The organism is Halonatronomonas betaini (assembly GCF_015666175.1).
Classification (GTDB): Bacteria; Bacillota; Halanaerobiia; order Halanaerobiales; family Halarsenatibacteraceae; genus Halonatronomonas; species Halonatronomonas betaini.
In genome coordinates this window covers 332956-348687 of record NZ_JADPIE010000004.1, presented here as the reverse complement: position 1 = coordinate 348687, position 15732 = coordinate 332956, and the positions used below count along the sequence as shown (strand labels likewise).

The following is a 15732-nucleotide window of genomic DNA, read 5'->3' as shown; positions in this document are numbered from 1 at the left end:
GGCAGAAAATTTCAAGTATTTATTAATTTCGTAATATAATTTAGCTTATTAAAAGGCCAGGAGACTAACTCCTGACCTTAATTTAAGCTATTTAATTAATATTTCCTGTCTGCATTTTTTCTGACTTTTTTGCTATACATCATTTGATAGTAATTTTCTATCATTACCTTTGCATTAAATCTTTCTAAAGTTGAAGCAATGCTCTCTCTCATCATCTTTTTCCACTTATCTTTTTTATCATAATAGGTTGGTAATACTTCTTCTAATAGAACTTCATACAGAGCTTCAAGATCATGCTTATCCTGTTCCTCGACATCTTCACTTTCAAAAGCATCTCCAAACTGCCAGCCATTAACTCCATGTTCGCAGGCCTCTGGCCACCAGCCATCTAAGATACTTACATTAAGAATACCATTCATTGCTGCCTTCATTCCAGAAGTGCCACTGGCTTCCTTTGGGCGCCGAGGATTATTCAACCAGACATCGACTCCTCTCGTTAACATTCTGCCTATTTCCATGTCATAATCTTCTAAGAAAACAACACTATCAGGAAATTCTTTTGTCATTTCTACTAATATCTCAACCAGCTCTTTCCCTGTATCATCCAGTGGATGAGCTTTTCCTGAAAAGATAATCTGAATTTCACCTTTTTCAAAATATGGTCTTATTTTTTCCAAATCTGAGAAGATCAGGTCAGCTCTCTTATATGGAGCGGCTCTTCTGGCAAAACCGATTAATAATTTATCTTCATCAAGCTCAGTTCCAGTTTTATCAGCAACAAAATCAATAAGTTCTGATTTTATTTCCTGATGAGTTGACCACAGGTCGCCTTTATCTTTATAAGCATCAATCATTCTTTGATCGACCCAGGTATTTAGATGAACTCCATTGGTTATGGCTTTGATTGGAGCCCTATCATCAACATCTTCCCACATCTTATTAGCTGTCTCACCATGAAGTTGGGCAACTCCATTGGCTACTGATGATAATCTTAAGCCGGCAACGGTCATATTAAATGGCGCTCCACCGATTCTAACCATCTGATCAATTGTCAGCCCATTAAATGCTCCCATATATTCCAGGGTTTTCAGACTATGTTCTTCATTACCCTGAGGGACAGGAGTATGGGTTGTAAAAACAACTTCTTCTCTGACATCTTCTAAAGCTTCTTCAAATGTTGCACCTTTTGCACGTTTTTCTTTGATTAGCTCTGTTGCAGCTAAAGCAGCATGGCCTTCATTGAAGTGATATACATCAATATCAAGATCCAGCTCTCTCATTGCTTTAATTCCACCAATACCAAGAACAATTTCCTGGGCAATTCTTTCTTCGCTAAACCAGCCATAAAGCTGACCAGTAATCCATTTTGCTTCACCATCATTATCTGGATGATTGGTATCCAGCAGATAAAGCTCTGAATTGTCATAACAGTCAAGTTTGTAAATTTTGCAGATAACTTCTTTATTTTTGATTGATACAGTTATCTCTTTACCTGTATCTTCAGCTAGGTCATAAATATGGTCATTGCGGGGATAAGTATCTACAGGTCTGTCATCATCGCCAATAATCTGATTTGTATAACCCTGACGCCAGAGCAAGCCGATACCGATTAATGGATATTCATTTTCTTTAGCTGCTTTTAAAACATCACCAGCCAGGATGCCAAGCCCACCTGCATAAATCGGTAAATTTTCATCCAATCCATATTCCATACAGAAATACGCAACTTTTGTTTCTTTAATTTTTTTACTCATAATTTTGCCTCCTATTTTATTCTTGCTTGATAATTAATAAAATTAACGAAATCGTTTGCATAAAAGCTTTTTAAAAAAATCCTTATTATTTATTTCTCTTTTTGTTGATGAATTCCTGCAATTTTTTTTAATTAATTCAATGTAAATCTCTTTTGTAACTTTTGATATTCATGTTTTGCATTAAGTTAGTGTATAAATATACCTGTATTCTTTTGATAATATTTATTTTAATACTTTGTGAAATATGTTAAGAGATACTACTTGGTAACCGTCGGGTAACCGTCAGGTCCCTTAAAAATATATGAAACCCTGCCGGGATTTTTCTTGCCAGCAGGGTATATTATTCATTTGAATTGTATATTATGCTTTAACCGATAAAGCCTGATTTCTTTAATATTTCTTTAGCATCGGCTTTATCTTCTTCATTGATCATTATCACTGGACCGGTACAGCCCATGCCTGTCTCGGCATAGATATCTTCTGCCCAGAGGGTCTCTTTGGCTGTCTCGATATCAAGGACATCTATTCCTGCTATCTCTGCCCCTGTCTGCTTCTTATCCGGGGCTTTAACAGCTTCTGTTGATTCTTTCGCCTTAGGCTTAAGGTCCTCGATAATATCCTTTAAACCGGCCTTCTCGGCTGATTTAAGCTCTCTATTGTAAATAGCTGTCAGGTCATTTTTAGCTCCATCTGCCATATATTCCATGGCACCTGCAACTACCGGGGCTCCAGAGGCTCTAGAGACGATCCCGATAATATTATCCTGGTCAGGGCCTAAGCCTGGTCCATAGCCGTAACCTGAGACTTCTATATTACCGCCTGACTGGCTGGCTGAAAATAGTTTCATTAAGATATTACCTGTCAGGGTATCACAGACCATAACATCTGTGCTGCCTAATAATAGGTCATTACCTCGCATGACTGAGCCTCCATCGCTTCTGGCTGAGGTGGCAAACTCAAACTCATAACCATTATCCTTTAGCTTATTTAAGGCCTGCTCTACTTTTCTGGCCCCTTCAACATTCAAGACACCTACTTCAGGATTGTCGATCCCGATAGCTTTGGCTGAAGCTATTCCGGCAATGGCATTTCTGACCATGGCCTCAACTCTATCAGTTGCCGATGTTCCTGTGGTGGTGGCTATAATCATCTCATCACCTGAAGCCGGTGAGATTACTCTCCCGACTGTTGCCACTCCCATTGGGAAGTTGTAATGGAGGGTTACTGCTCCATCTATTTCACCTTGAGTGAAAAGCTCTTCCATTATTCTGTGGGCATCATCAAGGCAGTCGGCATAATGGTGATCGAAATTTTCAATACCCTCTTCACCGATTATCACCGGCTGAATATCTGATCTCTTTCTGATAAGTTTTCTAACACCGTCAAGGAGTTCCTTGCTGCCGTGTTCACTCCCTGGAGTTGTCAGGGCTATCCTCTGTTTGCTGCCAAACTGGCCACTCTCGATTGCATCTGCTAGCTCGTTAAAGACTGCTGCTACTTCTCTTTTAGCTTCCATTTTAAGCCACCTCCTTACTCTTTATCGTCTTCTATTAAGCTCTCTGCCATACCGCGCATGGCTTGAGCTATCATTGATTTAATCTCTTCTTTATCGGCTGTCTCTTCTTTTGAGCCCTGACCGGTATTTTTCTCCATAAGGAATGAAACTCCGTCAAACTGATTGGTCATTCTGGCTAAAAAGAGACTGCCTTTACCGATAATCATTGCTCTATTTAATTTATCAGCTGCCATCATCTCTGCTGCCGGCCCGATAAAGGGTACTCCTGATGGAATATGGCCCTGGGTTGGCGCAAAGCCTGGCATACCATGTTCTTCAACAAATTTCATTAAGTCTTTTCTTTCAAGGTCGCCTCTTTTAACACCTAGAGCTGCTATCATCTTGTAATTGGCTTCAGGCACATTACCTGCTCCAGCCGGTTCGGTCATCTCAGGGTTTTGCATCTCGACTGAGTATTTATCGACATCAGACATCTTTAGCCCTGCTTTATCCAGGCCATCGGTGACTAATGCTGAGATTACTGCCTGTGGTGATGAGCCTTTACCGACAGTATGTTTGCCAAGGGCATCGGTTCTTAGAACCGGGCTTACGCCATCATCGGCTGTAATTAAAACTGCAAAGCCGCCAAGGGTATCTTCTAAGACAGGTGTTTCTTTTTTGACATTATCTTTACCGTTCATGCCTAATTTAGCTACTGCTCCCCCGGCTACAACTGCAACCTGCTCATAGACTCCTGCTTTAACTAGAGCTGCACCGTTAATTAGTGAATGGGCTGGACCTGCACAGAAACCTCTGGTATCGCTACCTGTGGCATTTACACAGCCTGCTTTTTCTGCTATCGCTTTGGCAAAGTTGCCGCCGCCACGCTGGTTCATATCTCCACAGGCTTCTTCTGAGCATTCGATAACATATTCTATATCTTCTAGGTTGATGCCATCTCTCTCGCCTAAATTTAATAGAGCCAGGACTCCACTTGCTTTACTCATTAAGTTTTCCATGATAACATGGGCGCTTAAATTCTCATCGCTCTCATGGGCACCTTTAACGACTCCAACCAGTCTATCTCCTAGATAGAGAGGTTCTGTCCGGCTGCCGTTATGGAGTTCTTCTATTTTTTCTTTCGGTGTACCTTTTAGTTCTAAATCAAGTTTTCCTAAAAGGGGATGGTCGTTTAATTTTGGTTCTATCTCTTTAACGAACTCTTCTTCTAGTTTCACTAAATCAAAGACATCGACAAACTGGACTAAACCATAGAACTCATCCTCTGGCATAATCTCGCCTCTTTTGCCGAAACGTTTTTCTTCTAAAAGATTATCTTCTGCATACCAGGGCCTTGAAATCTCCTTTAGTTCATCTGGCAGAATATTCCCGATATAGCACTGGTTTGGAGCATATCTTACTGCTTCAGAGAAATCTCTTAAATAGTTATCTAAATTCTTTAGATATTCGCTTTCGCTATCTTTATTTCTGGCCTGGGTCTGGGTTGTCCCGCCTACCTTCAATGTGTTTGGTGTATGGGCTAATATATAGCTTGATCCTTTTATTACTGCTTCCTGCATCTTATGATACCTCCTTGATTATCCTAATAATTCCTGTAATTTAGCTTCAATATCAGAACCTTCTAAATCATCGCCGCTTAAATGCTCTGTCTTCTCTCCATCAACATAAAAGACTATTGATGGAAGACCCATTACCTGCTGTTTCATGGCTAGACGACGGTTGCCTTTAATATTTAATTTGGCAAACTTGGCTTTATCGCCATACTCTTCAGCCAACTTTTCTACCTCAGGCATTAATTCTTTACATGGGTCACAACTCTCACTCCAGAAATCTACAACAACTATACCATCACTCTCTAAAACTTCACTATCAAAATTTTCTTTGTTTAATTCTAACATTTTTTTAGCCTCCTAAATAAATTTTGGTTTATTAATTTTATATTCTTGAAAATCCTTAGATCTTTAATTTAAAATTCTTGCCAGTTCCTCTTCAGTCGGATTCTCTACTCTCTCGACCTCTTCACCAGACTCTATTATCAATACTGTCGGCACCTTTGTAATATTATAACGGTTAGTTATCAATCTATTTCTATAGGTATCTATCTTGACAAGCTTCTTGGTTTCATCAGCTTCAACACCTAACTCTTCAATATCCTGCAGGGTATTTAAACTATCATCCTGGGTTGGATTCCAGAAAGCTACAACTACCTGCTTATCTGTCTTTAAGACATTATCTCTCCAGTGTTCTTCAGCTTCTAAATAACTCTGAGCCATAACTGCTGCTGTTGCTCCATCTCCTGCTGCTGTTACAACCTGACGAACAACCTTGTCTCTAACATCTCCTGCTGCATAAACACCAGGTACTGTTGTCTTCATATCTTCATCTGCCTTAATATAGCCACCTTCTGTCAGCTCAACATCTGTATCTTCTAAAAAGTCAGTACTTGGCACCCGACCGATGAAGATAAAGATACCATCACAGTCCATTTCTGTTTTCTCGCCTGTCTTGACATTTTTAAGCACTGCTGTCTCTACAATACCCTCACCTTTAACTTCCTGTAAAGTTGAGTTCCAGACAAATTCAATCTTGTCATTGGCATAGGCTCTTTCCTGGAAGAGTTTTTCTGCATCCATTTTGCCCTCTTCATGAATAACAATTATTGTAACTTTAGCAGCAAACTTTGTCAGATAAATCGCTTCCTCTATTGCTGAGTTACCATTACCGACAACAACAACATGAAGATCATGGAAAAAGTCGGCATCACAGGTTGCACAATAAGAGACTCCTTTACCTTTAAATTCAGCTTCTCCTTCACAGCCTAACTTTCTTGGTTCTGCTCCTGTTGCTAAAACAATACTTTTAGCTTTGTACTCTTCACCTTTTTTTGTCTTAACTGTCTTGATAAACCCATCTAACTCAAGTTCTTTGACTTCACCTTTGGCAAATTCAGTCCCAAATTTCCTGGCATGTTCTTCAAAACTTTCAACTAATTCCGGGGCAGTGGTATCAACAACTCCTGGGTAGTTTTCCATCTCATGATAGTCTGCCACCTGACCGCCCATTTTACTCTTGGACTCTAAAACCAGTGTTTTCAGTTTGGAACGGGATCCATAAATAGCACTTGATAAGCCTGCTGGACCTCCTCCAATAATAAGTAAATCATATACTTCTGACATTTTAAATCAGCTCCTTGTATTAATATAATTTTATTTTTTAAATAAATCTATCAACTTTGTTTGCATTTTCTCAAAATATATTGTATTATTTAATTGAAAATATAATCATTGTTTAAATTATAATTATGATGAGAGGGATATAAATGATCAAATTCAACAAAAAAGATATCAAGAAAGTCAGAACAATTAAAGTTTTCATCGATGCTGCCTATCAAATTATTGAAGAGGAAGGCATCGAAAAAGTTACAATCCGTAAAGTAGCAAAGATCGCTGGTTATAATAGTGCAACTATCTATAATTATTTTGATAATTGCAATCAGCTTATTTTCTTTGCTTCAATAAGATTCATGGAAGACTATGTCAAAGAAATGCCTGAATATATTGCTCAGGGTGATAATGAGCTAGAAAAACTAATTCTTATGTGGGAATGCTTCTGTTACCATTCTTTTAAAAAGCCTAAAATTTATTATGCAATTTTTGCCGATGATATTGGAGGCAAACCAGGAAATTTAGTTAAAAACTATTATAAATTATTTCCTGAGGATTTAGGGAGCCCACCAGAAGAATTAATTCCTATGTTAATGGAAACTGATCTTTCTAAAAGAACTTCTATTGCCATGAAACCATCAATAGAAGCAGGATTTATTCCTGAAGAATCAGCTTCTGAACTCGATGAAGCAATCCGATTGATATATCATGGAATGCTATCATTAATAATTCATAATCGAATAGAATGCGAACCTGAAAAAGCAACCAGTCAGGTTATGAAACATATTAACAGAGTTTTAAAAACTGCTAATATTGATTTATAAATTTTACTGCCCCTGAAATCAGGGGCAGTTTTTTTATTTTACCTAGCAATCTCATCTAATTCTTCAATCGATTTATCCGACACTTCATTTAAATCAACAACTCCATCTACTTTATGTTCAGCACTAAAGGATTTCATCATTGATACCATTGCCAGTAACATTATAATTGCAAATGGAAAAGCAGCAACTATTGAGCCTGTCTGTAACATGCCAAGTCCACCTGATAGCATCAGAGCAATAGCAAGACCGGTCTGAATTAAGCCCCAGGTAACTTTTCTTTGTACTGTTGGATTTTGGTTTCCTTTATCAGACAAAATCCCTAAGACAAATGTTGCTGAATCAGCTGAAGTTATAAAGAAGGTTGTTAATAAGATTACAGCAATACCTGAAATTAAACCACCTAATGGATAATTCTGCATAACAACAAAGAAAGCTGTTTCAGTAGTTGCTATAGCCTCTTCAGCAACTTCCATGCCCTGATTTATTCCCATTGTTCCCATAATTGAAAACCAGACAAAAGAAGCTAATGTTGGAGCAAAAAGTACTCCACCGACAAATTCTCTAATTGTTCTACCTCTAGAAATTCTGGCTATAAAACTGGCAACAAATGGTGCCCATGCTATCCACCAGGCCCAGTAAAAGATAGTCCACCAGCCATACCAGGGCTCAGAACTAATTTGAAAACTGTCTCGGACAAGTGAGCTCATATAAATTCCAAATGAATTAGTGAAATTATTTATAATTAATAAGGTAGGCCCAGCGATCAGACATAGGACCATAATTACTGAAGCTAGAGTAATATTGGCATTTGATAAATATTTAATACCTTTATCTACACCAGTTATTGCAGATATCATAAAGAGTACTGTTATTACTCCAATAACAATTAACCTGACCGTATCAGTCTCTGGAATTCCAAAGAGAAAATTAAATCCACTTGTTAATTGCAATGTAGCCATACCAAGAGAAGTTGCAACCCCGGCTACTGTTGCAAATATTGCAAGAATATCAACTGCTTTACCTATTGTCCCTCTAGCTCTAGATTCACCAATCAAGGGAATAAAGATACTGCTGATTTGGGCAGGCTTGTCATGCCTGAACTGCATATAGGCTAATGCCAGAGCTAAAACTCCATAAGCGGCCCATGGGTGTAATCCCCAGTGAAAGAATGAAGTCTTAAAAGCAAAATCAGCTGCTGCTGCAGTTCCACCTTCCATTCCTAATGGAGCTACATAATGGTTCAACGGCTCAGCAACCCCCCAGAACACAAGACCAACACCCATACCAGCACTAAAAAGCATCGCAAACCATGAGATTGTGCTAAATTCTGGTTCTTCATCTGGCTTACCTAATTTAATCTTTCCATGTCTTCCTAAGGCAACCCACAAACAAAATATAACAAATAAAGTCATAGTGATTGCATAAAACCAGCCTAAATTAACTGTTAAAAAATCAAATATAGAGTTAGCAACTGCACTGAAACTCTCAGGCATTGCTATTCCCCAGATAACTATAGCAAAAACAATTAATAGTGAAATGTAAAATACTTCTTTACCACGTTCTTTAATTTCCAAACCACTCTTATCTGTTCTCATTTTCTTCCTCCTTTAAATTTAGAAATGCTATGTTAATTATGTTTTATAAAGTTCCCTACCCCACCTTTATTCAGGAGGGGTAGGATTAGCATATTAAACAGCAAATACTGTCTGTTCTTCTATTTCAGTTTCTAATGCATCCAATGCTATTCCAACTCTATGATATCTAACTTCCCATTGTTCTTCTTCAGAAGTTTTAGGATCACCAAGTGGATAAGGAATCGAAATAGTTGGCACCATTCTATTTGCTCCAACAGTTTTAGCGACTGGAATAAGGTTAGCCATCTGAACAACTGTAATACCTGTACGCTCAATCTCTTTAACCATCGTTGCACCGCAACGAGTACAGGTACCTCAGGTAGATGTTAAAATAACGGCCTGAACATTGGCCTCCAGAAGTTCTTCAGCTATTTCTCTACCCATTCTGGCGGCTTCACCTTCAGTTGTACCGGTACCAACTGTGGAATAGAAGTAATCATGGATTTCTCCAACACGACCTTCTTCTTGATATTTACGTAATGCATCAAGTGGGACAACTCTGTTTGGATCTGAATCTGCTGCTGCCGGATCAAAGCCAGCATGAATAGTCTTATATTCGTTAGAAGCCCTATTCTTTAGCTTTTCTTCACCGGCAATATTATATTTACCCCAGCGGGTTGCTGATGCTGACTGGATTCTATCTGGATTATCTACAGGAACAATTCCTCCTGATGTAACAAGAGCAATCTTTGCACTGCTTAAATCCTTAATTGCAGGGGCAATTTCAACTAAATCCTGCTCAGGTATCGGTAGTTCACTCTTAAATTCTTCACCATTTATTTTCTTTAACAGCATATCGATAGCTCTATCTGCTGCTGGTGTTTCATCTGGAAGGAAATACTGATGTCTGATACCTCTTTTGTAAAAGCCTTCTTCCTCAGCAAGGAATGGTCCTTCTTCATTCAATAATTTATTTCCAAACTCAGCCATTTTTTTAGCGTCATCTCTCATTTTAGCTGCACTATGACCACCTGGGAAAATATAAATATGCTTCTTAAACATATCCACCCCTGGATTTTCAACATTCATAGATGAAACTACAGGAACATCAAATTCTTCCTTTACAGCTTTACCGATAGCTCCACAGGCATTACCATATCTACCTGCCTGGAAAGCTGGCCCGGCAAAGAAAATATCAAAGTCGATATCTTCTAATTCTCCCAGGATTTTTGCAACAGCCTTATCCTGGTTGGAAGACATATAATTATCTCCACAGATTACAGTTTTTACTATCTCACCATCAAAATTTGGAGCTAATGCCTGGGCTGCTCCAGCAACGCCATCTCTAACTTCTGGTTCATGATCAGCAGCCTCTTCTCCACCTATCTGTCCAAAGAACTGATTTATATAAACAACTGCTTTATTACTCATTAATAATCCACCTCCTCAAAATATCTATCTAAAATTCTTTCATTGTTTTTGTTGACCAGCCAGATATTCCATCGCCACAGAACATAGCATTATTTTCCATGATAATTGAGCCATCTTCTTTAACTGATGATCCAAGCTCTTCATCATCATCCCAGCCGCCAGAAAGTCCGTCTCTAGCTAAAGCTTCTAATTCTCCAATAACCTCATCCATCGGCGGCAGTTTTATTAATTCTGAAACATTCCCTGTCGATACTAAAGCATCAGCCTTCGGATCTAAAGAAACTAGCGGCTGAGATTCACCGTCACGACCTGTAGCTTCATTACTGACACCGACTGTTTTTACTCCTGCATCTTCCAGGGCAACAAGGCAGGCAATATAATCAGCATCTGGATTACCGTAACCCTCTTCAGCAACTATAGCTGCTTCTGCTCCTAAATTAGAGGCAATATTAGCCACAAATTGGGCTGATCTTTCTTTCTGCTCAAGAGCAACATTAAGGTTAGACATTATTACTCCAAGGAAATTAACTGTTTTTCCATGCTCCTCATATAATCTTTTGATCAATTCAAAATTCTGAAAATCATAGGTTGACCATTTTGAAGAACAGGGCATAAAACTACCAGAAATCATAGCACCATCAAGAACTTCATTGGGATTCATAAAGGTTGGCAACATATGATTAGCATTCCAGCCATAATTTAAAGCATTATAGCCATCTTCCTCCATCTGAGTCTGTGGCTGCATTACCAGAACAACACCTGGCAGATCATCTACATCAGTATCTCTTTTTGTAATCGGATCTAATTCATACTCTTCAATCTCATCTGGATCCTGATTACTTACAGTTCTTCCAATATACTCAGCTAACCTCATACCAGCCCAGCGAAGAGCTTTATTCTTTTTCTGCTGCTCTCTCTTTTCAAATTCTTCATCAGTATCAGCAACAAGTACAATATTTTTCAGCTGTGAAAAATAAGTATATTTTGCACCTTCACCTGCCATATCTATCAAGCCATCCTGAAAACCTCCCCAGTGCTTACCAACAACTAATACACTGGTACCCTTTAAAGCCATAGTCATTCCATCACCAGCTTGCTGTAACGCACCAGTTACTCCTGGGAATAAAGGGCCTCCATCCATTCTATATCTTGGCTCAATAGCTTCTTTTACAGGAACCAATCTAACCTGATCACCAGGCTTTACTATCTTAATATCAGCATCGGTAATATGCTTGTCTTCTTTTACAACATGTAGAGCTTCATCTTTATTAATAGTTAAAACTCCATCATTAAATTCAGTAGAATCTCCAAACTTAATATCATCTACATGAAAATTACCAATTTCTAATTTCAATATAAACACCCCTTTCATAAATTGTGGATATACGCACAATGCAGAACAAAAATAAAGGAGGAGGAAAATTACCCTCCTTTATTCAATTGTTTTTATAAACTATATTTACTAAACTTTTCTCTATATTCTTTAACTTCATCTATAATTTCATCAACTTCAAGAACCATTTCCATCATACTAATCTGTTCTTCATAGACATCCTCATCAATAGCATCTTTAATTTCTGGTTCAAAAATATGATAGCACGCGAGCCCTAACTGGACTCCAGCCAGTGGACCTGCAAAGGTTGGATCACCGTTTGTTACTGTTTCACATGCGAGACCTGAAGCTTCTGCTTCAGCTCCTCCCAGGATAACGACCATATTTTCGTGGCCGTATTCATCGGCTAAATCCATTATTCTTTGCTGATTTTCCAGGTCCATAGCACCGGCGCTTGTTCACACAAAGCACTCAGTGGTGGTAAAGACGACTTCTGCTTCTGTACTTTTTAAAGCCTCTTCAATAGCTGGACCAGGAATTCCATCTCTATCGCCTAAAATTGCAATCTTTTTCCCGGCTAACATCTTTCCACCTCCCTCCTCATTTGTGAATGTTAACTTTTTATCAAGTTAATATTATCATAATCACGATTACTTGTCAATCATGATTAAGTATTTTTACTATTATTTTTTTACTAATTCAAAAAGGGTAGAGCATAATGCCCTACCCTTCAACTAACTAAAGAAATTTATTTTTTTCATATAATTTTAGAAAAACTTCAACAACCTCTTCTGAAAACTGACTGCCTGAATTTTCCACAAGTTCATCTTTGGCTTCCTCATAAGGCAAAGGATCCCTGTAAGACCTTTTAGAAGTCATTGCATCCCAGGCATCAGCCACATTCAATATTTTTGAAACAATCGGAATTTCATCACCAGAAAGCCCAACTGGATAGCCCTTACCGTCCTCTCTTTCATGATGATATAAAACATATCTGGCTATTTCCTCAAGCCTGGAAGAGGTCCTTAAAGCCTCATAACCCCAGCGGGGATGATTTTTAATAACCTCATACTCATCAGGATCAAGTCCTGACTGCTTATTTAATATCTGGTCAGGTATCAGAGTTTTACCTATATCATGAACAAGGCCGGCCCAGTAAGTTTCTTTTATCTGCTTATTTGAAAGCCCTAATTCTGACGCAATCTGACTGGATAATTCTGCAACATGCTGCGAATGTGATTCTGTATATTCATCATGGATAGATAGCAAACTTAACATAGCCGATAAAATATCTCTCTGAAACTCTGACTGTAATTTGCTATAATATTGCATCGAATAAAACGCAGAAGCCAGATTCTGAAAAGCCTGCATTGATTTCTCAGAATTTCTATCAAAATATTTATTACTGTCTTCTTTGATATCAAGACTTAAACCAATCATCTTTTCCCCATCAATATATAAATCAAAAATCATAGTCTCCTTTATCGGCCTGGTTGCTGTAATAAACTTCTCTCTATCTCTAGCTTTTAAATAAGGAATAGTTGTATCATAAATATGATTAATAACAGTAATTTCATCCTTACTCTCCAGTTCAAAAATCTCCTTGTCTATTTTTAAATCTTTCAATATATTATAATCATGGCCAATGGAATATACAAATTCAGCATGATCCTGATAATATTTAACAATAGAACCGTAATCAGCTTCAGGAACTATCTGGATTGCAGTATCTAGTAAGTCCTCAAGAAATTTATTTTCATCAATTCCTTCAGCAACCTTTAAATTAACAGTTAAATCAATAATTTTCTCAAGTTGTTCAACCTGACTATTAATCTGGTCATAGGAAGCCTCTAATTCTTCATTCATAGCTGTAGTTTCTTCATTTAAGGCCTCTAATTGTTCATAGCTAGCATGAAGCTCTTCCTGTTTTTCTTTAAGTTCTAATTCATTTTCTCGAATCTCTTCAATCATAGTTTTGAAACTTTCACTTAATTGATTAACTTCTAAATAACCATCTTTAATTGAATTAATTTCTCTATTCCCATTAGCGATCTTTTCTGTTTCTTCAGTTAAGTCTTTGAGAGGCTTTGTGATATAGTTAAGATTTCTCCAGCCAACTAATAACCCTAAAATAATTGTCATGATAATTCCAATAAGCATTATCTGGGAAATCTGATTTATTAAACCATACGCCTCATCAGCTGGCATAAATACAGCTACAGCCCAGCCAAGCCTGTCCAGATTAGTACTACTTATTAAATGAATATCATGATGAATAGGACTATTTTCTCTAGTAACAACCTCTTCCCCATTAAGGGCAGACTGTATAAAGTCAAATCTATAAAAATTCTCCTGCTGTCTAATCGGTTCAGCAATAGTCCCTGCAAGAGCTACCCCATCTCTATCAAAGATAAATAAATCATGCTTATCCGTAATACCATCTATATATTGATTTAATCTCGTTAAATCTATTTCCAGAAAGATATAGCCCTCTGAAAAATCTTTAACAACTTCAGCTGTTAATTCCTGATCCCGATGAGAAATATAACTATTCGTCCAGTAATAAACCTGATCATCATTAAATACTGGCAATCGTTTAAACAAACCGCTCATACCAAGATTATAAGGTGCTTCAACCCTGACCTTACCGGTATTGTCAGTTATAAGAACACTCTTCAATCTATTGTTATTTTCTAAAATAGAATTCAAATAACTTATATTATCTGCCAGGCTCTGATTATGATTAAGATGGTTCTCAATATTATTAGCTGTTTGTTCAGCAGTCTCAAAATAACCCTCTATCTGACCGCTTAAACTTCTCGCAAGATTCATATTCTGGTTATTGATATTCTCTGTAGTTTCTGAAATTGAATATCTCCAGACCAGACCAACAATTATTAAAAGAGGAATCCCAATAAGTAATAAAAAAGTTATTATTAAAGTTAATGAGATAGACTTATTATTGCCGCCACCAATCAACGAGCATCAATCCTCCTAAAATCCTGATTTTCTATTTGATATAGATGGATTGCCCTAATGGCATCACCAAATTGATTAAATCTTATTCTGCCATCGATACCTTTAAAAGCTCTACCAGACTCAAGCTCTTCCCTGATGTCTCTAGCTTTATAATCAACTCCATCAGCCAGCAACTCCTTTAGAATCAAAACTGTTTCATATCCATAATATGCTCCAAAACCAGGCATTCTATTATAATATTCATTAAAACTCAAATTAAATTCACTATCTCCATAACTCTCACTATTATATTCCCAGGGATGGGGTATAATCAAGCCCTCAACAGCCATTCCTCCATAATCAATAACCGATCTATCAAAAGACCAGCGGGTTGCATAAACCTGTTTCATATCTTCTCCAGAAATATTATAATAATTCTGAACCAGCATGGCGGTATCTATTGGATTAGCGGCAATAACAAGAGCATCAAAATCATTGCTCAAATTATGTACTGGTACTCTATGATTATCGAGCCTGGTAAAATCATATGCCCTTGATTCAACTAATCTACCTCCGCCTCTTAATAACCTGGAGGATAATTGCTGTCTCCAATCAGCAGTAAAGGCATAATTAGACCTATCGTAAATAAGAGCTACCTTGGCATCAGGATATTCACCTAAAATATGATTAACAACTAATCGCTGTTCCTCTTCAGATGAAGGAACCATTCTAAAAAGATTATTATTAGCTGAAATCAAAGCCTTGCTGCCAGAAGTGGGGCTCAATATAAGCATATCCAGGTCATTGATTTTATTAATAACACTACTAATCATGCCACTTAAAGTTGGACCTATTATAACTTCAACTCCTGCCTTATTAAATTCATCGATTGCGGCATGGGCTTTTTTAATATCCATCTCATGATCCCTGATCATCAATTCAAACTGATAACCCTCTAATGATCCTAAACTATTGATCTCATCAACTGCCAGCCTGACACCATCTCTAATATCTATTCCAACATCAGAATGGGAACCACTTAAATTAACAAGCACTCCAACTTTAACAACCTCATTCTGATTAAAAACAAAAGAAGTTGCAATAACTATTGCAGCAATTATAATAAATATTATGATAAATTTTTGCAATTTCATAAGAACACTCCCAGGTTTAAAGGT

General features: G+C 37.6%; 12 protein-coding genes. 1 reads left to right on the top strand and 11 read right to left on the bottom strand.

Annotation, left to right across the window (positions count from 1 at the left end):
• Positions 1–95: 95 nt before the first annotated feature.
• From glgP to trxB, 5 genes are all read right to left on the bottom strand, one after another.
• Positions 96–1754, bottom strand: a complete 1659-nt coding sequence (gene glgP, locus I0Q91_RS09155; protein ID WP_270454193.1) for an alpha-glucan family phosphorylase — start codon at positions 1752–1754, stop codon at positions 96–98.
• Positions 1755–2121: 367 nt separating this feature from the next.
• The gene (gene grdD, locus I0Q91_RS09150; RefSeq protein ID WP_270454192.1) at positions 2122–3270 is read right to left on the bottom strand and encodes a glycine/sarcosine/betaine reductase complex component C subunit alpha; all 1149 of its coding nucleotides are present in this window, start codon (positions 3268–3270) and stop codon (positions 2122–2124) included.
• Between the two features lie 14 nt (positions 3271–3284).
• Positions 3285–4829, bottom strand: a complete 1545-nt coding sequence (gene grdC / locus I0Q91_RS09145) for a glycine/sarcosine/betaine reductase complex component C subunit beta (protein WP_270454191.1) — start codon at positions 4827–4829, stop codon at positions 3285–3287.
• A gap of 18 nt (positions 4830–4847) precedes the next feature.
• Entirely contained in the window at positions 4848–5168 is a 321-nt protein-coding gene (trxA, locus tag I0Q91_RS09140) for a thioredoxin TrxA (RefSeq protein ID WP_270454190.1), read from the bottom strand.
• 63 nt (positions 5169–5231) lie between these two features.
• Positions 5232–6446 carry a thioredoxin-disulfide reductase gene (gene trxB / locus I0Q91_RS09135; RefSeq protein WP_270454189.1) on the bottom strand — a complete coding sequence of 405 codons (1215 nt, stop codon included), beginning with the start codon at positions 6444–6446 and terminating at the stop codon, positions 5232–5234.
• A 143-nt stretch (positions 6447–6589) separates the two neighbouring features.
• On the opposite strand from trxB, the gene I0Q91_RS09130 reads away from it, so the two are divergent.
• Entirely contained in the window at positions 6590–7258 is a 669-nt protein-coding gene (locus tag I0Q91_RS09130; protein ID WP_270454188.1) for a TetR/AcrR family transcriptional regulator, read from the top strand.
• 38 nt (positions 7259–7296) lie between these two features.
• Here the strand turns inward: I0Q91_RS09130 and I0Q91_RS09125 are convergent, their stop codons facing one another.
• From I0Q91_RS09125 to I0Q91_RS09100, 6 genes are all read right to left on the bottom strand, one after another.
• The gene (locus tag I0Q91_RS09125; protein ID WP_270454186.1) at positions 7297–8853 is read right to left on the bottom strand and encodes a BCCT family transporter; all 1557 of its coding nucleotides are present in this window, start codon (positions 8851–8853) and stop codon (positions 7297–7299) included.
• Positions 8854–8946: 93 nt separating this feature from the next.
• On the bottom strand, positions 8947–10263 hold the full coding sequence (gene grdH, locus I0Q91_RS09120) for a betaine reductase selenoprotein B (protein WP_270454185.1): 1317 nt from the start codon (positions 10261–10263) through the stop codon (positions 8947–8949).
• A 28-nt stretch (positions 10264–10291) separates the two neighbouring features.
• Positions 10292–11617 carry a glycine/sarcosine/betaine reductase component B subunit gene (locus tag I0Q91_RS09115; RefSeq protein ID WP_282550584.1) on the bottom strand — a complete coding sequence of 442 codons (1326 nt, stop codon included), beginning with the start codon at positions 11615–11617 and terminating at the stop codon, positions 10292–10294.
• Positions 11618–11709: 92 nt separating this feature from the next.
• Positions 11710–12180, bottom strand: coding sequence for a glycine/sarcosine/betaine reductase complex selenoprotein A (gene grdA / locus I0Q91_RS09110; RefSeq protein WP_270454183.1), 471 nt, complete (start codon positions 12178–12180; stop codon positions 11710–11712).
• A 154-nt stretch (positions 12181–12334) separates the two neighbouring features.
• Positions 12335–14575, bottom strand: a complete 2241-nt coding sequence (locus I0Q91_RS09105) for an HD domain-containing phosphohydrolase (RefSeq protein WP_270454182.1) — start codon at positions 14573–14575, stop codon at positions 12335–12337.
• Complete coding sequence (locus I0Q91_RS09100) at positions 14572–15708, bottom strand: ABC transporter substrate-binding protein (protein ID WP_270454181.1); 1137 nt, start codon at positions 15706–15708, stop codon at positions 14572–14574. Before I0Q91_RS09100 ends, I0Q91_RS09105 begins: the two co-directional genes overlap by 4 nt.
• Positions 15709–15732 lie beyond the last annotated feature (24 nt).